This is a genomic window from Bacteroides sedimenti (assembly GCF_040365225.1).
Lineage (GTDB): Bacteria > Bacteroidota > Bacteroidia > Bacteroidales > Bacteroidaceae > Bacteroides > Bacteroides sedimenti.
The window spans coordinates 2,014,713-2,035,305 of the sequence record NZ_AP028055.1; the positions used below are offsets into that span (position 1 = coordinate 2,014,713).

Consider the following 20,593-nt stretch of genomic DNA (forward strand, 5'->3'; position numbering starts at 1 on the left):
GTCTCGGAAATGCTCATCCTGCCTTTAATACAACCTACCCTCTGCGGCAAAAGCAAGCATTGCCTGCTCATCAGTCTTTAAAATGCCCATCTTGCGCTTGATATATTCCGCCAAACGGGCTGCCTAGAACCGGCCACCATCCTTCTAAATACTTGATATTCTTTATTATACATCTATTATTGTAAAGAATTTTAGTGGCAGTAGTGTCAGTAGAAATAAGGTTTAACCGGTTTCAGAAAATGAAATTTGAAAATTCTTCAAAAAGAATTATTTTGGAATTACGATTTACAGAACGAGAAAAAGAATGTTTTCTCTGCCACACTGCCACTAAAATTCTTTACACGTCGATTTATCGTACTCCGTTATATTCCGTTTATCAAGGCGCCAATCAGAATAAACTATTAATTATCAACAATATAATACTTGACGTGCGAAAATAACGGCAAAAATAAGAGAAAAGCATAAGAATTGATTCTCCACCAACAAAAAGGGATTCTTAGCAATACAAGTACAAATTATCTGTTATGCAAAATAATGGTTCCAAATCTAAAATATATCAAAACAAGCTATAACTACCATAAATAAAGAATTCTATAAATATTAACTTCCTAACTTCTCAAAAAGAAATAAATTAATTTTATATAAAAGTTGCATAATTAAAACATTAATAGCATCTTCGTGAAATTTCAATAATTAAAAATAGTATTACTAATATTATATTGTATAAAGAATGAGGTAATGCATGATATTATGTCATTCAAATAAAAAACAATATTGGAATACATCCATTTTTATTAAATGCATAGATGGCTCTTTGGTCTGAAGGAGTTAGGCCATGAACTTCATTATATTACGTAACTCAAAAACATTAATCAGAATATGAAATCATTTTTTTTGATATTATTTGCAATGATGATTAGCATTACAGTTCTGGGGAATGATATAATTTACAAGTCAAAAGATGCGATTTTTCTCTATAATGTAGAGAAAAGGGAAACTGTAAAATTAACTAATTGTGCAAAAAACTTTTCTATTGGTAGGGTACTTTATAAGGATGATACTATATCTTTCATTCTATATAATGGTATTGAATTTGCAGCATCTTCATCCAGCAGAGTAATTTATGAAAAAGAATATTTAATTAAAGGCAAAGAATGCATCTTGCAGGCAAATAGTAAAGTTACTTTAGTGAATAAAAATCAGATAATTACTCTGTCCGACGATAGGTTTTATTTGGAGTCAGTCAAAGTTAATGGAGAAAAATCGTTATCTGTTATAAATAGTTATAATGACTTGTGTGAAAGATACTACAAACATTATAAATATTCGGATTCAAATATAAATTATAATTTGGGCGAAGGCAGTATTTCTATTTTAGAAAAGGGTAAGTGGAATTGCATATTTAAGGGCACAAAAAATAAAGGAGTTTTATGCGCATACTATGACGCTAATTTGTCTCTTGATGGCATTTATCTAATTTATTCTTACGGATGTTTTAAGCATAATCGTAAAAAACTTATAAGTTGTCAACTGTTTGAGATGAATACAAAGAATAGAACTATCAATGATTTAAGCTTTTTATCTGGTTCGTTTGCTAAATATTCAGAAGATGGCCAATTAATTTTGTATCGAAAAAATAATGGACATGGTTTTGCAATATACGGAAGAGATAACAACACTACTATATCATTATCTGAAGCAGAAGAGGCTTATTGGATATTCCATGTTAATTCATAATTATTTATTGAGAGGTAATTTTACTATTATACAGGACAGAAAACTTAGTACTTTTAGAAGTAATTAAATTAGAACAATAAAAATCACTCGTTAAACAAATTCATGAAAAAACTGAATACAGTACGATTATTAAATAAAGTGGCAGCATTATTGGTTCTTTCTTTTGTGGCTACGGCAAGTATGTGCACAAAAGAGGATGAATACCATCATAATACAATTCGATTTATTAACAAATCAGATGTGCCGGTATATATTGTTGCTGACCATTCGTACCCTGATACTTTAAACAATCGGCTTGGAGGGATGGAGTATCAGCCTCAGATATATAAAGCATATCCAAATGCTGAAAACAAAGATGCGCTTCAACAACGAGATTATTGGGAAGCAGTATTTAAGGATGGAATAAGTATTAAATCCGACACGCTGATGGTTTATGTTTTTGATGCGAAACTGTTGGAATCACACTCCACTCACATTAATAATACTATTATTCAGCGGTATGATTTGAGTCTACAAGATTTGCAGGATGCGAATTGGACACTGACTTATCCGCCATCACCCAATATGAAGGTTATAAAAATGTGGCCACCGTATAGGAATAAATAAGTATGTTGCCATCCTTAACTTATAATGGATTCGAATGATAAATAACTTATGCATCATCAAAGAGGCTGCCCTGTGAGTAGGGCAGCCTCTTTGATTTTTGATATTTGAGTAAGAGTTCGTAACTGAGATAAGCAAAAACAAAGAATCACTGATTTCAAAACGAATCAGCTATTCACTTGCAGATACAAACTTTTCAGGAATGCTGGCTCTTAACTCTGTGGGTAATGCGATAATGCACAATAGCCCGGAATATCTTTCTAGAAATTTTATCGGCAAGATACTGGTTGAACAGAATGCCACCGACAATCATCATTAATCCGATATAGGTTGACAAGTAAATCTTCTCACCCAGAATAATGGATATAAAGAATAATGAAAGAAAGGGAGCCAGGTAGCAGAGCTGATTTACCAAAGTGGGATTGTTGGTGGTACGTATCGCTATTCCAAAAAAGATAAAAGGAAGGCCTATCTCAAAGAAGCCGACATATATTCCAGCGAATAAACTGGTTGCAGAAACAATATGCACTCCTACAAAAAGAGAGACTATCAGTAAATAGATAGTTCCGAAAAGGAAACCCATAAAAAGAGAGGCTATACTATCAACTTCCTGGTGCTTATTATTAATCATCCAATAAAAAGCCCATAAAAGAGCACTGAGAATATCCAGAAACACTCCAAAAACAGAAACTCCTGAAACATCTGAACTGCTAGCTCCTAATGAGATATAAAGCACACCCAACAGCGACAGGACAAGACCCAAATATTTAGACACCGGGATTGGCCGACGTGTAAAAATGGCTAGTAATACCAGCAAGAGTATAGGCCACGAATAGTTAATGGGTTGAGCAACTTGTGCAGGAAGCAACGAATACGACTTGAACAGTATCAGATAATAGGCAACCGGATTTAAAAGACCTGTTCCGGCAAAATAGAGCCACTTTTTCTTGTTAAATGAACGAATTATCGCCCACTTATTCTGAATGGAAAGCACCACAGAAAAAATAATCAACGCAGTGCAGCTTGCTATTAAAATGAGTTCGAAATAAGTTAATGTTTTTAATCCGACTTTAAACGCGGTGGCCACAGTAGACCAGCACAACACAGCCATACTTGCATAAAGAATGGCTTTAGAACTTTTCTTCATAAATATTTCTCAGCTCTCAGTTTCAGCAATCAAACAATATGTAAAATCAATCGTACCCTCGAAGGGAAAAGCGTCAGTGTTAACTGAAGCAGAAGCGTATATCCTTTTAAACATAGCTCCGCTCTTAAAATAGGTTCTGTTTGGATTCATGTGTTAGTTTTTAATTTGTTGTTAGTTGTTTTATATAATTCATCTTTTGGATAAATCGTCGTAAAGAGTTTGCAATAATGCCTTTGCCGGTTTCAGATTTGCATTCTTCTTTAAGCCACGGTTAAGCACAACCTTATTTGCCTCGCAATCAAAAATCATATAGTTATCAGGCGTTGTCATGCCAAATCCGTCAGGGAAAGTAAAATAACCAAAATGAGGAGATACCGGATTCAGGATGTTTTTACTAAATGTAAAGTCCTTATGAGAAATTCCTAACTGATAAAGCAACGTTGCCGCAATATCTATTTGAGATGCATACGTATCTATTTTCAATGGACGCTTCACCGCCCCGCCTATTATCAGTAACGGAATCTGGAAACGTTCTGCCTGATGATTTGTTATATTGGCAGGATAACGCATAGCATGATCGGGAACCAACACAACAACTGTATTTTTCCAGTAACGTGTCTGCTTAAACTGATCGATAAACCTTCCCAGGCAACTATCTACATAAAACACTGAATTTAGATAAGGTTGCTTGAAACGACGACTGGGTACATCAAACGGCTCATGACTGCTGGAGGTCTGAATGGTTTTGAAAAAAGGTTCTTTCTGAACCTCTTTAAAATCGGCAGATGCACGGTTAAATAAAAAATGATCGGGCGCTCCCCATTTCGACAACCGTTGTGCCAAAGGGAAATCTTTATCACTCACTATATTGTCGTATTTGTGTGAGATAAGATACGAACGCATATTGGTAAAGTTGGCATCACCGCCGTAATAGTATCCGGTACTATAACCTGCACTCTTCAGAGATTTTGGTATGGATGGCAATGACTGACTGCGCTGCGGATATTTCATTATTGAAGTAGTAGGCTGTGCCGGATAGCCACTTAGTATTGATACCAATCCACGGTCGGTACGAAAACTGTTTGCATAGAAATTGGTAAAAAGAACTCCTTCTCCACACATACGGCTGAGATTAGGTGCCACTCCGGCTATGCCCCCAAGAGGTTCTACAACTTTCGACATAAAACTCTCCAGAACTATCAGCACAACATTGGGCCTTCTTGTTGTAAAGAGCATCGGTATAGAATCTTTCGGAGCGTGATCCTTTATCTTGTCAAACTCTGCAGTAGCCTCATCGGCAGTCATAAAACGATATTGATTATCAAAAGAGTTTTCACGAGCAAAAGATTCCATGAGACTAAAGCAAGGATTCACTGCAGCATGATTCAGTTCTAGTTTGTCACTGAAATAGGCCCACCCTACATTCATGGTTGAAACAGAGAAACCTCCACGGATAGGAATGAATAATAATCCGGTGGTCACTAATAAAATCAGGCTATATCGGGTTCGATTATCTGACTTCTGCATTTTTTTACCCGATGCAACCAAGAAATGATTAAAGAGTAGATAAATCAATGTGATAGCAACTGCTATAGCTAAAAAGCCCACGATAATAGTCAGCAAATCGGCACTTGCAAATGCCTCTTTCGGAGTTTTAAGATAAAAGAAAGGAGTTGAATCAAGCCTGAACCCCCAATATCTGTAAAGCACAATATCAACAACAAAAACAATTCCGGTAAAAATTGCAACTCCGGCATAGTATGTTTTAAATATCCAATGAGAAACTGAAGGTCTTATCCAAAGCGAAGCAATCAGGAAAAGCCCGGGAAGAACGGTCAGATAACCGGCAATAGAACCATCAAGTGGCAAGCCATTCCAGATTACCGCCAAATAGTCCGAAAATGAACATTCTTTGTACAAATCATGATAATACAACATGAATAATGGCTTCTGGATCACAAAAAAAAGGATAAAAAGCATATATGTTTTTACCAACAAAAAAAATCGTTCCCTCATCTTCTTCAATAATCTTACTATATTTATTCAGTAAATTAGCTGCAAAAGTAATATTCTTTGTTAAATTCTCCACAATTCTTCTCGAAGTAATATTTTTTTTTAGCACTTTTGTATTTGATACATATTTAGATGTCTAATTGAATGAAAAAGTTAACAATAACACTCGCATTTTTTTGTATTATGAACATGACTCAGGCTCAGAATCCATTTCTGGGGAAGTATACCACACCTCATGGCACCGCCCCTTTCGATAAAATAAAAACAGAACATTTTGAACCAGCTTTGCAAGAAGGAATGAAACGGCAAATGGCTGAGATCTATGCTATAGTTAATAACCCCGAGGCTCCCAACTTCAAAAACACGATAGTCGCTCTTGAAAAATCAGGAGAATTGCTTGATCGGGTACAGAATGTATTTGGTAACCTGCTCAGTGCGGAAACAAACGATGATCTACAGGCTGTAGCAGAAAAAATGATGCCGCTCTTATCGGAACATGAAAACAATATTTCACTGAATAAAAAACTTTTCGACAGAGTAAAAGTCGTATATAGCCAAATTGGGCGGTTAAAGCTGAATAAGGAGGAGAGCAAACTGCTGCAAAACACTTATGACGGTTTCGTTCGTAAAGGAGCTAATCTGGAAGGAGATGCAAAAGTGAAGTATCGCGAATTAACAGCCGAGCTTAGTAAACTTACGCTGCAATACGGACAGAATATTCTAAAAGAAACAAACGGATACGAACTGCAGATTACTGATAAATCGAAACTTGCAGGAATGCCGGAAAGTATTCTGGAAGGAGCCGCTTTAACTGCGAAGGAAAAAGGGAAAGATGGCTGGGTGTTTACCTTGAATGCTCCAAGCTACATTCCTTTCATGACATATTGTGAAAACAGGGACCTACGCAAAGAGCTTTATACAGCTTACAATACATTGTGTACACACAATAATGAATACAATAATTTTGCCATCGTAAGCCGATTGGCCAATATCCGTATGGAAATAGCCCAACTCCTGGGTTATAAAAATTATGCCGCATATACTCTGGAGAAGAGAATGGCAGAAAACAGTGATGCGGTCTACAAGTTGCTTAATCAGCTGGTAGATGCTTACAAACCTACCGCAGAAAAAGAACTGAGAGATATACAAAATCTGGCCAGAGAGACACAGGGATCAGATTTTCAGGTTATGCCCTGGGACTGGAATTTCTATTCTAACAAACTGAAAGATCAGAAATTCAGCATCAATGACGAGATGCTCCGTCCATACTTCGAGCTGAGCAAGGTAAAAGAGGGTGTTTTTGGATTAGCGACAAGATTATACGGAATAACATTTAAGAAAAACAGCAGTATCCCAGTATATCATCCGGATGTGGATGCTTATGAAGTTTTTGATAAAGACGGAAAATTCCTGGCCGTTCTCTATACAGATTTCCACCCACGGGCAGGAAAACGAGCAGGCGCATGGATGACCCAATATAAGGGACAGTGGAAAGAAAATGGCAAAGACAGCCGTCCGCATATCTCGCTGGTAATGAACTTTACAAAGCCGACTGAAAGCAAACCTGCTTTACTGACATTCGACGAGGTGGAAACATTCTTGCACGAATTCGGTCATTCGCTTCATGGCATGTTCGCAAACTCTACTTATGAAAGCCTGAGTGGAACCAGTGTATTCTGGGATTTTGTGGAACTTCCCTCTCAGTTTATGGAAAATTATGCCATTGAGAAGGAATTTCTAAATACCTTCGCCAAACATTATCAAACCGGCGAAGAACTACCTCAGGAACTGATTAAACGTATTGTGGATGCATCTAATTTCAATATTGGATATGCATGCCTTCGACAGGTAAGTTTCGGACTACTTGACATGGCTTGGTACACAAGAACCAATCCATTTGAAGGAAATGTGATTAATTACGAACAAGAGGCTATGGCTAAAACCAGACTATTACCTATTATAGATAATACATGTATGAGTGTTCAGTTCTCACATATCTTCTCAGGAGGTTACTCTGCCGGTTATTATAGTTATAAATGGGCCGAAGTTCTGGATGCAGATGCTTTCTCTCTATTCAAGCAAAAAGGAATTTTCAATAAGGATGTTGCTGCATCTTTCCGTGAAAACATACTTTCAAAAGGAGGAACAGAGCACCCAATGAAATTGTATGTACGCTTCCGTGGGCAAGAACCAACCATTGATGCACTGCTAATCAGAAACGGTATAAAAGAATAATGAGAACAAGAATCTTACTTTTTCTTTTGGTACTCCTACCTGTATTGGGCGGATGCAACGATTCAGAAGATGTAAAGCAACTGATAGTTGATAAGAACTGGCGTTTAGGAAACTTTTATTACAAGAACCAAAACCCAATATTGGATAGGTACCCCAACGCCAACGAAATATTTGAAGCAAATCCAAACGGATTTATAATCATATTTAATGAGAATAATACGTTCAGTGGAAAAGCCATCAATAGCTCATTCTCGGGGAACTGGACCGGAAATGGAAAAACGAACGATTTCTCGATGGTTATTACCAGTACAACCGGCAGCGACAATACGCAAACTGCACTCGATTTTATCAAGGCTATTAAAGGAGCTTATTCCTATAAAGCTGATGAAAACATGCTTACCATCTATTATAGATATGGAATCCGGGATGAATCAATGAGTTTCTATGTAAAAAAGAAATAACAAGAGCAATACAACAATGAATGCGATAGATTTAAAACAAGAAAAACTGGATAAACGTTACATACGCATGGCTACTATCTGGGCAGAAAATTCATATTGTAACCGGCGACAGGTTGGAGCATTAATTGTAAAAGAGAAAATGATTATTTCTGATGGGTATAACGGGACACCATCTGGATTCGAGAATGTCTGTGAAGACGAGCACAACATAACCAAACCATATGTCTTACATGCTGAAGCTAATGCAATCACAAAAATTGCACGCTCAAACAATAGCAGCGATGGAGCAACATTGTATGTAACCGCCGCTCCTTGCATTGAATGTGCCAAACTAATTATCCAAGCTGGAATCAAACGAGTAGTTTATTCTGAGAGGTATCGTCTGGAGGATGGAATCAATTTATTAAAACGAGCCAATATTGAGGTTGTTTATATAGACATGAACGAAGAGAAGCAAATATAAAAGAACTTTTTAATTTAAAGCAACTTATGAGTACAAATAAGTCTTCACGCTTTACTCCTATTATTATTGCGGTAAGTGTTGTAGTTGGAATAGGAATCGGAACATTTTATACCAAGCACTACTCTGGAAGCAGATTGGGTATAATAAACAGTTCGTCGAACAAACTAAATGCACTGCTGCGGATTATTGATGACCAGTATGTAGACACAGTTAACATGACGGAACTGGTTGAGAACGCTATGCCGCAAATATTAGCGGAGTTAGATCCGCATTCAAAATATATTCCCGCAAAAGATTTAGAAGCGGCCAATTCCGAACTGGAAGGAAGTTTCAGTGGTATAGGAATAGAATTCCATATTCAGGATGACACCATTTACATTAATAGAGTAGTAAAAGGAGGTCCGTCTGAAAAAGTAGGATTAATGCCGGGTGATTTGATCATAAAGGTTAATGACTCTCTTTTTGTTGGTAAGAAACTGACCCAGGAACTTGCTTTACGTAAACTTAAAGGGAAAAAAGGAACTCAGGTTAAACTGAGTGTCAAGCGTCTTGGAGAGAAAAAATTACTCACTTTCAATATTGTAAGGGGTGATATTCCGGTTACAAGTGTTACAGCTGCATATATGCTCAATGATAAGGTGGGTTATGTAAACGTAAACAAGTTTGGACGTACTACCCATATTGAACTATTGAATGCTCTGGCAATGCTAAATCAAAAGAATTGTAAAGGACTTATCATTGATTTAAGAGGTAATACAGGCGGATTCATGGAAGCTGCAACTCGGATGGTAAACGAATTTCTGCCTGAAGGAAAACTGATAGTTTACACGGAAGGAAGAAAATATCCACGTACTGAAGAGTTTGCTAATGGAACAGGAAGCTGTCAAAAATTACCGATTGTAGTTTTAGTGGACGAAGGTTCGGCCTCAGCCAGCGAAATCTTTGCGGGGGCTATTCAGGACAACGACCGAGGAATAATAATAGGAAGACGTTCTTTTGGAAAAGGACTGGTACAGCAGCCAATTGAATTTAGTGACGGCTCAGCAATTCGTCTGACCATTGCACGTTATTATACTCCTTCAGGAAGATGTATTCAGCGTCCTTACGTAAACGGTAACGATGAGAATTATGAAATGGACTGGCTATATCGTTATGACCGGGGCGAATTTTTCTCAAAAGATAGCATTAAGCTGGATAAGAAGCTACGCTATTTTACCAGTCTGGGCAGAACTGTTTACGGAGGTGGTGGCATTATGCCCGATATATTTGTTCCGCAAGATACAATTGGGTCTACCTCATATTATACATCTACTATGAGTAAAGGATTGGATATTCTCTTCGGATTTAAATACACCGACCAGAACAGGAATAAACTGAATCAATTCACTGACGCAAATTCCTTAATAAACTATTTGAAAAGACAAAATCTTGTAGATCAGTTTGCCAATTTTGCTGAGAAGAATGGAATAAAAAGAAGGAATCTGCTGATTCGCACCTCATATAAATTAATTGAAAAGAGGCTTTTCAGCCGAATTGTTGACAGCATGCTGGGTGAGGAAGAGTTTTACAGGTATATCAATCAAACAGATAAAACTGTATTAAAAGCTGTTGAAGTCCTTATGAAAGGACAGGCGTTCCCTGCAACTCCGCCCAGAACCAATACACAAAAGAAAAAATAATATTCAGATATAAAAACACCCCGGAAATCTTACGATTTGCCGGGGTTATTTAGTTGTCCTATACATGATCCGTATACTCAAAAAGAAACTTAGAAAACATATTTCAGATCAGAAATCTCAAATGACAGAAGAGCAATTTACAGCTTTCTCAGAAGATTTATTCATGCATCTGGAGTCACTTTCTTTTTTTCAAGAAGCAAGGACCATTTTACTTTATCACTCCTTAAAAGATGAGGTAAGGACACATGCTTTTATTGAAAAGTGGAGATCTAAAAAAACAATTCTACTCCCCATAGTAGAAGGAGAAGATCTACAATTAAAGGTATACAACGGTTCCTCTTATTTAAAGACGGGAGCATACGGGATAAAAGAACCTGTTGGAGAAACGTTCACCGATTATGAAAAAATAGATCTGACTATTATTCCGGGAGTAGCATTCGACTCTCACGGAAACCGTTTGGGAAGAGGGAAAGGATATTATGACCGCTTGCTTCCAAAGATTAAGGCATATAAAATAGGTATTTGTTTTTCATTTCAAATAACCGAAAAAATCCCAACTGAAGATCACGACACACAAATGAATTTAATAATTACAGAAAAGGGGATAGTCACCGAAAAATAATATTAGTAATAACTTGCGCTCCTACCTGACGATTCAGGTTTTTTACCAACAGTTCCCGCCCCATCATTAACTCCTGTCGCAATGCTGCGGAACTCAAATGCACATATAAAATCTGGTTCTTTATAAAAAGTCCTTTGGTATAGGAAGCTATTCCAGGACCTAGCACTACAGCCCATGCGTCGATCAAACGTTGTTCATTCAACGGTGATTCAAGCCGCTCATCCCGCAAGAATTTCCGGATAGCATCACCTATTTGTACTGCATTGTTCTTTTTCATAAAGCTTCGCTCCTACCCTCGTTAATATATCCATTTACCACCTCAAACATTTTATAGTCGCTTTCCATTTTTTGCAAAATCTTATCCAGATGATCCCGGTTTGTATCAGTAATAAAAATCTGACCAAAGTTATCACCTGCTACCAATTTTACAATCTGTTCCACCCGGGTAGCATCCAGCTTATCGAATATATCATCCAATAACAACAAAGGGGTTTTATTTCCGGTACGTTTGAGAAAATCAAACTGAGCCAGTTTCAACGCTACCAGATAAGTTTTATTCTGACCTTGTGACCCTTCACGTTTAATCGCAAAATCTCCTAACTCCATCGATAATTCATCCTTATGAATTCCTTTCAGCGTATAGCCCATAATTTGATCCTTTGGTCGCATTTCTTTGAGAAGGTCCATCAGCGAATGTTCGCGTAAATGAGAAGAATATGATAAACTGACTTGTTCCTGATCCTGAGAAATATATGAATAAAACGACTGAAAAATAGGAATAAACTCTTTAATAAAGGCATCCCGTTTACGAAAAACAACTTCTCCTGCTACCGCCATCATCTCTTCCCAAACGAGGAAAAGCTCTTCATCAACCGTAAATTCACTCTTCAACAAAGAATTTCGTTGTTGCAAAGCTTTATTATAACGAATCAATGCCTCCAGGTATTCTTTGTCATATTGGGAAATAACTACATCCATAAAACGACGACGTTCTTCACTTCCTCCTGAGATCAAATCAGAGTCGGAAGGCGACACCATTACAAGAGGTAAAAATCCTATATGATCCGATAAACGCGTATACTCCTTCTTATTTCTCTTAAACTGTTTTTTCTGGCGACGTTTCTGTCCGCAATAAATCTCTTCCGGTGAGCCATCAGCCGCTTCATAGAAGCCCTGAATCATAAAAAAATCCTGATCATGGCGAATGTTTTGAGAATCAATGGGATTATCAGCACTTTTGCAAAAAGAGAGATAATAGACAGCATCGAGCAGATTGGTTTTTCCCATCCCGTTTAAACCAAAAAAACAATTCAGTTTAAATGAGAAGTCCAATTCTACCTGTTCCAGATTTTTATAATTAAGAATGGAAATATGTTTCAATATCATGCCGGCAACCTTTCTGTTTCAAGAGGACAAAATTAAAAAATAAATTCGGAATTAACTCTAAAAACAAAGTTAAGCAGAGATTTTTAGAATGAAGAAACAAAAAAGATGCGTTTAAATTTCATTTATAAATATAAAAAAACTACTTTTGCCCACCATATAAATCGTTGTTAATAATAAAAGAATCATAATAAAATGGCAGAACAAGACAAAAAAGAACAGAAACTGAATGTTGAAGATGCGCTCAGTTTATCTGAGGCGTTCATTATTAAGAACAAAAAAGGTATTATCGGAGGCGTTGCTGCAATTATCATTATTATTGCCGCTTTCTTTGCTTATAAATATCTTTATTTAGCTCCTCGTGAAGAAAAAGCAGAAGCCGCTATTTTTAAAGGCGAAGAATACTTCGGCCGTGATGCTTATGAAGTAGCGCTTAAAGGTGATAGCATCGGATATAAAGGTTTCATTAAAATTGCAGACGAATTTAGTGGTACACCAACTGCTAATCTTGCAAAAGCTTATGCCGGTATCTGCTATGCTCAATTAGGAAAATACAGCGAAGCAGAAAAATATCTGAGTAGTTTTGATGGCAATGATCAAATGGTATCTCCAGCTATTTTGGGCGCTTTAGGAAACTGTTATGCACAGTTAAACCAACTCGATAAAGCAATCTCGACTTTGATGGACGCTGCAAAAAAAGCAGATAACAACACTTTAAGCCCTATCTACCTATTACAAGCTGGCTTAATTATGGAACAACAAGGCAAATATGCAGATGCTGTAGAGGCTTACACAACCATCAAAGACAAATATTTCAACTCTTATCAGGCTATGGATATTGATAAGTACATTGAAAGAGCTACAGCTTTAAAAAAATAATAAAACTATCTTCTTATATCTTGTAGAGACGTTGCGTGGCGACGTCTCTACTTTTTTAAATAATCAACCTTTTCAAAAAAGTTAATATGGCAACAGCATATCACAATTTATCCGATTACGATTTTAATTCGGTTCCCGATGCTCAAACAATGCGATTCGGGATTGTTGTTTCCGAATGGAACAGTAACATAACCGGCGCTCTTCTTGATGGAGCTGTAAATACATTGATAAAGCACGGCGCAAAAAAAGAAAATATCATTGTAAAATGCGTCCCCGGAAGTTTTGAATTAACTTTTGGAGCCAATCAGATGATAGAAAATTGCGATGTGGATGCAGTAATTATTTTAGGATGCGTAATTAAAGGTGAAACACCACATTTTGATTATGTTTGCATGGGAGTTACTCAAGGAATAACTCAATTGAACACAACTGGCGATATACCAGTTATTTACGGTCTGATTACCACCAATACTATGGAACAAGCAGAGGATCGTTGTGGAGGAAAGTTGGGTAATAAAGGCGATGAATGTGCAATTACTGCAATAAAAATGATCGATTTTGTTTGGAGTTTAAATAAATAGTTGTACCTTTGCATCGCAATAGAAAATAAAGGGCAAATACCAGAGTGGCCAAATGGGGCAGACTGTAAATCTGCTGTCTTTCGACTTCGGTGGTTCGAATCCATCTTTGCCCACAAATTTTCAAATGCGGAAGTAGCTCAGTTGATAGAGCATTAGCCTTCCAAGCTGAGGGTCGCGGGTTTGAGCCCCGTCTTCCGCTCCAACAAAAAAGAGAATCTGAAGAACCAGGTTCTCTTTTTTTGTTATCACCCCCCTGACTAATTATAATCAAAGGAAGATTAGAAAGAATACAATAACACAGAATTGTATTATCTTTGCAGTCAGATAATAAGATTACAGCATATGAGCAAGCAACCACTCTTAGGAATGACCCTTACTGAATTGCAGGATATCACACGCAATTTGGGCATGCCTAAATTCACAGCCAAACAAATAGCTACATGGATTTACGAAAAGAAAGTGAGTTCCATTAATGAGATGACAAATCTTTCGTTGAAACAGCGTGAAAAACTGGATGCCGAATTTGAGATAGGTGCCAGCGCGCCCGTAGAATCAATGCATTCAGTAGACGGAACCATTAAATATCTATTCCAAGTATCCGAAAAAGACTTTGTGGAAGCTGTATATATCCCCGATGATGACAGAGCCACCCTCTGTGTCTCATCACAAGTGGGCTGCAAAATGAATTGCAAGTTCTGCATGACAGGTAAACAGGGTTTTTCGGCCAATCTTTCAGCTAATCAAATCATCAATCAGATATATTCTATACCTGAAAGTGAAAAGCTCACTAACATTGTAATGATGGGTATGGGCGAGCCGCTTGATAATTTAGATGAGGTTTTGAAAGCACTCGAAATTATGACTTCAGATTACGGGTTTAAATGGAGCCCAAAAAGAATAACAGTTTCATCTGTAGGACTCAAAAAAGGATTGAGACAATTTCTGGAAAAGAGTCATTGCCATCTGGCCATCAGCATACACTCTCCCGTCCCGGCACAACGCGCAGACCTGATGCCAGCCGAAAAAGCTTTTCCTATTACAGAAATTGTTGAACTCTTAAGAAAATATGATTTTAGCAAGCAGCGTCGGTTATCTTTTGAATATATTGTTTTCAATGGAGTAAACGACTCGCTTCTGTATGCCAAAGAACTTATTAAATTGTTAAGAGGTCTCGACTGCAGAGTAAATCTGATTCGTTTTCATGCCATTCCCAATGTAGATCTGGACGGTGCTGATATGGAAACAATGACTAAGTTTAGGGATTATCTGACCTCTCATGGAGTTTTCACGACAATCCGTTCCTCAAGAGGAGAGGATATCTTTGCTGCGTGCGGAATGTTATCGACGGCAAAGAAACAAGAGAAAAACGATGAAAAACTTTAATATTTCAATTTAAAACTATACTTTAGTTCCTAAATAATAAATTCATACTAATATCATAGATTCGAAGAATGGAAGACAATAATAGAATTCGGATTGGTATAACCCAAGGGGATATCAACGGAGTGGGATACGAAGTGATCCTAAAGACATTTTCAGATCCTGCCATGCTGGAGCTTTGCACACCAATAATTTATGGTTCTCCCAAAGTAGCCGCTTATCACCGAAAAGCATTAGATCTCCCGGCAAACTTTACCATTGTTAATTCTGCCGCAGAGGCACCTCATAACAAACTCAGTGTTGTTAATTGCACCGACGACGAAATAAAAGTTGAATTTGCCAAGGCAACCCCGGAATCGGGAAAAGCAGCTTTTGAAGCTCTTGAAAAAGCTGCGGAAGAATATAAAGCTGGACTGATTGATGCTATCGTTACTGCTCCTATCAACAAAAATACGATTCAATCTGAGAACTTCTCATTTCCTGGACACACCGAATACTTGGAAGATAAGTTAGGTGATGGTAATAAATCGTTGATGATTCTGATGAAAGACGATTTACGGGTGGCACTGGTTACAGGACATATCCCTGTAGCAGACATTGCCAGATCAATCACCAAAGAAAAAATCATGGAAAAACTTGAAATCTTCAACCATTCATTAAAACAAGATTTCAGAATAGACAGCCCAAGAATTGCAGTGCTAGCGTTAAACCCGCATGCTGGAGACAATGGGCTTATAGGAAAAGAAGAAGAAGAAATTATAATTCCTGCAATCAAGGAAATGTCTGAAAAAGGAGTTCAATGTTTCGGCCCATATCCGGCTGACGGATTTATGGGTGCTGGAACCTTTATCCATTTTGACGGAGTACTGGCCATGTATCACGATCAGGGACTCGCACCTTTTAAAAGTATAGCTATGGACGAAGGAGTGAATTTCACTGCCGGACTTCCAATTATCCGTACTTCACCAGCTCATGGCACAGCTTATGACATTGCCGGACAAGGTATAGCATCTGAGGATTCATTCCGCCAGGCTGTATACATAGCCATTGATGTATATCGCAACCGCCGCTTTGAGAAGGAAATACGAGTAAATCCGCTTCGTAAGCAATATTATGAAAAACGTGATGATAGTGACAAACTGAAACTCGACACAATTGATGATGAAATTTAAAGATTAAAAACAATTTATGAAATTTGCTATAATATCTGCCGGAGAAGGCTCCCGACTTGCCCAGGAAGGAATACAACAGCCAAAACCTCTGGTACCTCTGAATGGTGTAGCAATGATTGACCGTCTCATTGACATTTTCATGAAGAATGACGCGACTACCATTGCCATCATTATCAATAACGAAAATACCCAAACCAGGATGCACCTGGAGGAGCTGAAGAAAAAATACCCGATTGAAGTAATCATCAAAAGTACTCCTGGCTCCATGCACAGCTTTTATGAGTTGATGCCATTGCTGAAAGACGACAAATTTTGTTTGACTACAGTTGACACCATCTTTAATGAAGCTGAATTCACGGCATATATTGAAAATTTTAAAGCATCGGATGATGACGGATTCATGGCAGTGACCGATTACATAGACGATGAAAAACCGTTGTATATTACTGCGAATGATTCTCTTGAAATAACAGGATACTACGACACCAAGAATCCGGAGTGCAATTACATATCCGGAGGGATTTACTGTCTCACACCTTCATGTCTGGATACCTTACAAAATTGCATGGACAAAGGACTAACAAGAATGCGTCAGTTTCAACGTGCATTGGTACAGGAAGGTAAAAAGCTCAAAGCATACCCCTTTAGCAAAATCTTGGATGTAGATCATGCAACCGACATAGCAAAAGCAGAAGCGTTCCTGAACGAACCATTTCCCATAATTGGCATTAGCAGGGGAAATTGTTTTTCTCCCAATAAAGCCGGGAGCGATAAACAAATCTTCAACAGAGTAAAAGAAAACCTGGAAAAGAAAGGGTATCCTGTGCGCACTTATACAGAAAAGCACTTTATAGATCAACCTATGTTTGCCCCTGTAATCTTCACTATGGCCAGAGGAGAAATGACACTCGAAATCCTGAACCTGCTCGAAGAAGAAGATGCATTAATCGTCAACTCTCCTAAAAGCATCCAAAACTGCGGACGCTTGGAAATGACATCTCGTCTGCTTTCTACTGAAATTCCCTCTCCCGCCTGCAGCATACTTCATACAGATATTCCATTGGAAGAACAAGATACTCCTGCATTTCCATACTGGATAAAACGAGGAGACGGTCATGCTCAGATAAAAGAGGATGTATGCTTTGTACAATCAGAAACAGAGGCCACTGAAGTACTGAACAACTTCTCTAGCCGGGGAATCAGAGAGGCGGTGGTAAACGAACATTTGGAGGGAGACCTGATAAAATTCTACGGAGTTGGCGAGAATGGTTTCTTCTATTGGTTTTATCCCTCCCCCACAGTTAATAGTAAATTCGGGTTGGAAGCCATTAATGGAGAGTCAAAAGGATATCCTTTCTCTGAGGATGAATTGAAATTCTATTGCAATAAAGTTTCTCAAAAAATGGGGTTATCGGTTTATGGAGGAGACTGCATCGTCTCTCCTACCGGTGAAATACGAATTATCGACTTCAATGACTGGCCCAGCTTTGCACCTTGTTGCAATCAGGCTGCAGAAGCAATAGCCAGTCTGATTATAAAAAAGATGAATAATGGAAAAAGAGCATAGAAAAAGAGAGCTGGAAGCATCGCTGAAATCAATGGATACTGAAGAGTTCATTGATATTCATTTTTATCGTCCTATCGGATATCGCTGGGCACTTTTTTTCAGAAAAATAGGGGTGACTCCAAATGCAGTAACTATTGCCAGCATTTTTCTAGGAATTGCTGCAGGAATTCTCTACTATTTTGAAGATCTCTCTATGACGCTCTGTGGAATCTTTTTGCTCATCTGGGCAAACTCCTATGACAGTGCCGACGGACAGCTAGCCCGCCTTACCGGACAAAAATCTGAACTGGGCCGCATTCTCGATGGTGTCTGCGGAGATCTCTGGTTTATCACTATCTATGCCAGCATTTGTCTGCGCCTGACACCGGAATGGGGATGGAAAATATGGGCATTGGCTGCGTTTACCGGATTCTTCCACAGCAAACAGGCTGCCATGGCCGATTATTACCGTAATATTCATCTCTTCTTTCTGAAAGGAAAAGCAGGAAGCGAACTCGACAATTCCACACAACAAAAAGAGGTGTACCATTCACTCTCCTGGAAAAAAGATTTTATCAGGAAGTTATTTCAATTCTTCTATAAAAACTACACCGTTTCACAGGAAAAGCAAACACCTAAATTTCAGTTTTTTTTTAAAACGGTACGAGAAAAATACGGAGATGAAATTCCTCAGACATTAAGAGATGAGTTTCGTTCAATGAGCAAACCTCTGATGAAATACACTAATATTCTCTCTTTCAATACAAGGATAATAGTTCTCTTTATCAGTTTGCTTATTAACCAACCATGGATTTATTTTGTATTCGAAATAACGGTACTTAACATCTTGTTGATATACATGATCTTAAGCCACGAATCATTCTGTGCAAAGTTATATAAAAAACTATTATAACCATTTACCGACGTGAAAGACAGCTATCGCAACATATTTCTTTTGATTGGTGTAATTGCATTTATCATAATGTTGTTTACATTTAAAATCAAGTTTGATGAACTCTTGGCAAATATCGAAAGAGCCGGTTTTTTGTTTCCGATAGTTATTCTTATATGGGTCTTCATCTACATGATAAATGCTATTTCATGGCATATGATTATACACGATCACAAAGACAATCACGTTCCTTATTTGAAAGTATATAAATATACCATCACCGGATTTGCACTCAACTATGCAACTCCATTTGGTTTTATGGGAGGGGAACCTTACCGCATAATGGAACTTACACCTTATGTTGGAATAAGCAAAGCCACTTCATCAGTTATCTTGTATATAATGATGCACATTTTTGCGCATTTTTGCTTTTGGTCTGCTTCAATTCTCCTTTTCATCGTAGTACACCCGGTAAATATGGCTCAAGGGATAATGTTAACCTTTGCAGGAGTTTTTTGTCTATTTTTTATGTATCTATTCATGCAAGGTTACAAATACGGAATGGCAGTCAGGACGATTCGTTTATGCCAGAAAATCCCTTTCTTAAAGAAATGGGCAATCCGTTTTTCTGAAGAAAAGAACGAGACCCTGGAATTAATTGATAGCCAGATTGCTGAATTACATAAACAACGAAAAAAGACCTTCTACACTTCGCTTTTTCTGGAATTCACAACCAGAATAATAGGATGTGTGGAAGTTTTTCTTATTCTGAGAATTCTCACTCCCGATGTTCAATTCTTTGATTGCATTCTCATTATGGCCTTTACCAGTCTTTTATCGAACCTGTTTTTCTTCCTGCCGATGCAGCTAGGCATAAGAGAAGGAGGATTTGCCATAGCTACCGGAGGATTGGCTTTAACAGGAGCGTACGGAATGTATTTAGGTATTATTACCCGTGTGCGTGAATTAATATGGATTGGAATTGGCATGCTGCTCATGAAAATAGGGAATAAAAATAAAACAGATATTAACAAATATTATAAATGAAACAATTTACAGATATAAAAGGTATTATCTTCGATTACGGCGGTACAATTGACACTAATGGTAAGCACTGGGCAGAAGTGTTATGGAGCAGATATAAAGAATTAAATATTCCTGTAAGTAAAGAAGATTTCAAAAAAGCATACGTTCACGGAGAAAGAACTCTGGCTCTGCAACCGCTGATAAAGCCGTTTCACGATTTCTATGATGTATTGCTTATTAAATCAAAAATTCAGATAGAATATCTTGTTCAGCATGGTCTGTTGTCTGATTCTCCTCAGACAAACAAATATCCTGAAGAAATAGCAAAAGGATGTTATGACTTCACTAAAGGGGTGGTCAAAAACTCTCTTTTTGTAGTCAATAAGTTATCCGTTAAATATAAATTAACACTGGTTTCAAACTTTTACGGAAACATAAACAAAGTACTGGAAAACTTTGGTTTACTTTGTAGTTTTAAAAGTGTGATTGAATCAGCAGTTGTTGGGGTTAGAAAGCCCGATCCGGCTATCTTTTCCTTAGGTGTTCGTGAGCTTGGAATTGAAGCACACGAAACGGTGGTTATTGGCGATTCCTTTTCGAAGGACATTGTCCCGGCAAAAGCTGCGGGTTGTCGTACCATTTGGTTAAAGGGTGAAGGATGGGAAGAAAATACGGACGATTCCATTCCTGATGCCATTATCACAGATTTATCACAAGTTATTAGCTTATTATAAACTTAATGCTTAAATATAAAACAAATAGCCAGGAGCTATA

General features: G+C 37.7%; 19 protein-coding genes and 2 tRNA genes. 17 read left to right on the top strand and 4 right to left on the bottom strand.

Features of this window, described 5'->3' with window-relative positions:
* Nucleotides 1-879 precede the first annotated feature (879 nt).
* Together ABWU87_RS08060 and ABWU87_RS08065 are read left to right on the top strand one after the other, a co-directional pair.
* Nucleotides 880-1,737, top strand: coding sequence for a hypothetical protein (locus ABWU87_RS08060; protein WP_353329706.1), 858 nt, complete (start codon nt 880-882; stop codon nt 1,735-1,737).
* Between the two features lie 102 nt (nt 1,738-1,839).
* Nucleotides 1,840-2,343 (top strand): hypothetical protein, encoded by a 504-nt coding sequence (locus ABWU87_RS08065; RefSeq protein WP_353329708.1) that lies wholly within the window; start codon nt 1,840-1,842, stop codon nt 2,341-2,343.
* Nucleotides 2,344-2,536: 193 nt separating this feature from the next.
* On the opposite strand, the gene ABWU87_RS08070 is transcribed toward ABWU87_RS08065, so the two are convergent.
* Nucleotides 2,537-3,487, bottom strand: coding sequence for a DMT family transporter (locus tag ABWU87_RS08070; RefSeq protein ID WP_353329710.1), 951 nt, complete (start codon nt 3,485-3,487; stop codon nt 2,537-2,539).
* A 189-nt stretch (nt 3,488-3,676) separates the two neighbouring features.
* Nucleotides 3,677-5,503 carry an LTA synthase family protein gene (locus tag ABWU87_RS08075; RefSeq protein ID WP_353329712.1) on the bottom strand — a complete coding sequence of 609 codons (1,827 nt, stop codon included), beginning with the start codon at nt 5,501-5,503 and terminating at the stop codon, nt 3,677-3,679.
* Nucleotides 5,504-5,644: 141 nt separating this feature from the next.
* Here ABWU87_RS08075 and ABWU87_RS08080 point away from each other — a divergent pair, with 141 nt between their 5' ends.
* The 5 genes from ABWU87_RS08080 to ABWU87_RS08100 all read left to right on the top strand — a co-directional run bounded on the left by ABWU87_RS08080 (nt 5,645) and on the right by ABWU87_RS08100 (nt 10,960).
* Nucleotides 5,645-7,735 (top strand): M3 family metallopeptidase, encoded by a 2,091-nt coding sequence (locus ABWU87_RS08080; protein WP_434533875.1) that lies wholly within the window; start codon nt 5,645-5,647, stop codon nt 7,733-7,735.
* Nucleotides 7,735-8,196 (top strand): DUF4847 family protein, encoded by a 462-nt coding sequence (locus ABWU87_RS08085; protein WP_353329714.1) that lies wholly within the window; start codon nt 7,735-7,737, stop codon nt 8,194-8,196. The genes ABWU87_RS08080 and ABWU87_RS08085 overlap by 1 nt, the downstream gene beginning before the upstream one ends.
* A 16-nt stretch (nt 8,197-8,212) precedes the next feature.
* Complete coding sequence (locus ABWU87_RS08090; protein WP_353329716.1) at nt 8,213-8,659, top strand: deoxycytidylate deaminase; 447 nt, start codon at nt 8,213-8,215, stop codon at nt 8,657-8,659.
* A gap of 26 nt (nt 8,660-8,685) precedes the next feature.
* A complete protein-coding gene (locus ABWU87_RS08095) occupies nt 8,686-10,338 on the top strand; it encodes a S41 family peptidase (RefSeq protein ID WP_353329718.1) in 1,653 nt (550 codons plus the stop codon).
* A 64-nt stretch (nt 10,339-10,402) separates the two neighbouring features.
* The gene (locus tag ABWU87_RS08100; RefSeq protein ID WP_353329720.1) at nt 10,403-10,960 is read left to right on the top strand and encodes a 5-formyltetrahydrofolate cyclo-ligase; all 558 of its coding nucleotides are present in this window, start codon (nt 10,403-10,405) and stop codon (nt 10,958-10,960) included.
* Here ABWU87_RS08100 and ABWU87_RS08105 read toward each other — a convergent pair.
* Both ABWU87_RS08105 and recF read right to left on the bottom strand, forming a co-directional pair.
* On the bottom strand, nt 10,947-11,237 hold the full coding sequence (locus ABWU87_RS08105; RefSeq protein ID WP_353329722.1) for a DUF721 domain-containing protein: 291 nt from the start codon (nt 11,235-11,237) through the stop codon (nt 10,947-10,949). The genes ABWU87_RS08100 and ABWU87_RS08105 overlap by 14 nt on opposite strands.
* Nucleotides 11,234-12,346, bottom strand: a complete 1,113-nt coding sequence (gene recF, locus ABWU87_RS08110) for a DNA replication/repair protein RecF (RefSeq protein WP_353329724.1) — start codon at nt 12,344-12,346, stop codon at nt 11,234-11,236. Before recF ends, ABWU87_RS08105 begins: the two co-directional genes overlap by 4 nt.
* Before the next feature lie 192 nt (nt 12,347-12,538).
* Between recF and ABWU87_RS08115 the strand changes: the two genes are divergently transcribed.
* The 10 genes from ABWU87_RS08115 (at nt 12,539) to ABWU87_RS08160 (ending at nt 20,553) form a co-directional block, all read left to right on the top strand.
* Entirely contained in the window at nt 12,539-13,222 is a 684-nt protein-coding gene (locus ABWU87_RS08115; RefSeq protein ID WP_353329726.1) for a tetratricopeptide repeat protein, read from the top strand.
* Between the two features lie 86 nt (nt 13,223-13,308).
* Nucleotides 13,309-13,803 (top strand): 6,7-dimethyl-8-ribityllumazine synthase, encoded by a 495-nt coding sequence (ribH, locus tag ABWU87_RS08120; RefSeq protein ID WP_353329728.1) that lies wholly within the window; start codon nt 13,309-13,311, stop codon nt 13,801-13,803.
* Between the two features lie 30 nt (nt 13,804-13,833).
* A tRNA-Tyr gene (locus tag ABWU87_RS08125) sits at nt 13,834-13,916 on the top strand.
* A gap of 13 nt (nt 13,917-13,929) precedes the next feature.
* Nucleotides 13,930-14,005, top strand: a tRNA-Gly gene (locus ABWU87_RS08130).
* A gap of 140 nt (nt 14,006-14,145) precedes the next feature.
* Entirely contained in the window at nt 14,146-15,186 is a 1,041-nt protein-coding gene (gene rlmN / locus ABWU87_RS08135; protein WP_353329730.1) for a 23S rRNA (adenine(2503)-C(2))-methyltransferase RlmN, read from the top strand.
* A 68-nt stretch (nt 15,187-15,254) separates the two neighbouring features.
* On the top strand, nt 15,255-16,355 hold the full coding sequence (gene pdxA, locus ABWU87_RS08140; RefSeq protein ID WP_353329732.1) for a 4-hydroxythreonine-4-phosphate dehydrogenase PdxA: 1,101 nt from the start codon (nt 15,255-15,257) through the stop codon (nt 16,353-16,355).
* A gap of 16 nt (nt 16,356-16,371) precedes the next feature.
* Nucleotides 16,372-17,922: an NDP-sugar synthase gene (locus ABWU87_RS08145; protein ID WP_353329734.1), complete on the top strand. Its 1,551-nt coding sequence runs from the start codon at nt 16,372-16,374 to the stop codon at nt 17,920-17,922.
* Nucleotides 17,906-18,814, top strand: coding sequence for a CDP-alcohol phosphatidyltransferase family protein (locus ABWU87_RS08150; protein WP_353329736.1), 909 nt, complete (start codon nt 17,906-17,908; stop codon nt 18,812-18,814). Before ABWU87_RS08145 ends, ABWU87_RS08150 begins: the two co-directional genes overlap by 17 nt.
* Before the next feature lie 12 nt (nt 18,815-18,826).
* The gene (locus tag ABWU87_RS08155; protein WP_353329738.1) at nt 18,827-19,840 is read left to right on the top strand and encodes a lysylphosphatidylglycerol synthase transmembrane domain-containing protein; all 1,014 of its coding nucleotides are present in this window, start codon (nt 18,827-18,829) and stop codon (nt 19,838-19,840) included.
* Nucleotides 19,837-20,553: an HAD family hydrolase gene (locus ABWU87_RS08160; protein WP_353329740.1), complete on the top strand. Its 717-nt coding sequence runs from the start codon at nt 19,837-19,839 to the stop codon at nt 20,551-20,553. Before ABWU87_RS08155 ends, ABWU87_RS08160 begins: the two co-directional genes overlap by 4 nt.
* Nucleotides 20,554-20,593: the final 40 nt, after the last annotated feature.

Coding starts and splice junctions, on each gene's coding strand:
- ABWU87_RS08060 (WP_353329706.1), top strand. CDS start 880: ATGAAATCATTTTTTTTGATATTATTTGCAATGATGATTAGCATTACA.
- ABWU87_RS08065 (WP_353329708.1), top strand. CDS start 1,840: ATGAAAAAACTGAATACAGTACGATTATTAAATAAAGTGGCAGCATTA.
- ABWU87_RS08070 (WP_353329710.1), bottom strand. CDS start 3,487: ATGAAGAAAAGTTCTAAAGCCATTCTTTATGCAAGTATGGCTGTGTTG.
- ABWU87_RS08075 (WP_353329712.1), bottom strand. CDS start 5,503: ATGAGGGAACGATTTTTTTTGTTGGTAAAAACATATATGCTTTTTATC.
- ABWU87_RS08080 (WP_434533875.1), top strand. CDS start 5,645: ATGAAAAAGTTAACAATAACACTCGCATTTTTTTGTATTATGAACATG.
- ABWU87_RS08085 (WP_353329714.1), top strand. CDS start 7,735: ATGAGAACAAGAATCTTACTTTTTCTTTTGGTACTCCTACCTGTATTG.
- ABWU87_RS08090 (WP_353329716.1), top strand. CDS start 8,213: ATGAATGCGATAGATTTAAAACAAGAAAAACTGGATAAACGTTACATA.
- ABWU87_RS08095 (WP_353329718.1), top strand. CDS start 8,686: ATGAGTACAAATAAGTCTTCACGCTTTACTCCTATTATTATTGCGGTA.
- ABWU87_RS08100 (WP_353329720.1), top strand. CDS start 10,403: ATGATCCGTATACTCAAAAAGAAACTTAGAAAACATATTTCAGATCAG.
- ABWU87_RS08105 (WP_353329722.1), bottom strand. CDS start 11,237: ATGAAAAAGAACAATGCAGTACAAATAGGTGATGCTATCCGGAAATTC.
- recF (WP_353329724.1), bottom strand. CDS start 12,346: ATGATATTGAAACATATTTCCATTCTTAATTATAAAAATCTGGAACAG.
- ABWU87_RS08115 (WP_353329726.1), top strand. CDS start 12,539: ATGGCAGAACAAGACAAAAAAGAACAGAAACTGAATGTTGAAGATGCG.
- ribH (WP_353329728.1), top strand. CDS start 13,309: ATGGCAACAGCATATCACAATTTATCCGATTACGATTTTAATTCGGTT.
- rlmN (WP_353329730.1), top strand. CDS start 14,146: ATGAGCAAGCAACCACTCTTAGGAATGACCCTTACTGAATTGCAGGAT.
- pdxA (WP_353329732.1), top strand. CDS start 15,255: ATGGAAGACAATAATAGAATTCGGATTGGTATAACCCAAGGGGATATC.
- ABWU87_RS08145 (WP_353329734.1), top strand. CDS start 16,372: ATGAAATTTGCTATAATATCTGCCGGAGAAGGCTCCCGACTTGCCCAG.
- ABWU87_RS08150 (WP_353329736.1), top strand. CDS start 17,906: ATGGAAAAAGAGCATAGAAAAAGAGAGCTGGAAGCATCGCTGAAATCA.
- ABWU87_RS08160 (WP_353329740.1), top strand. CDS start 19,837: ATGAAACAATTTACAGATATAAAAGGTATTATCTTCGATTACGGCGGT.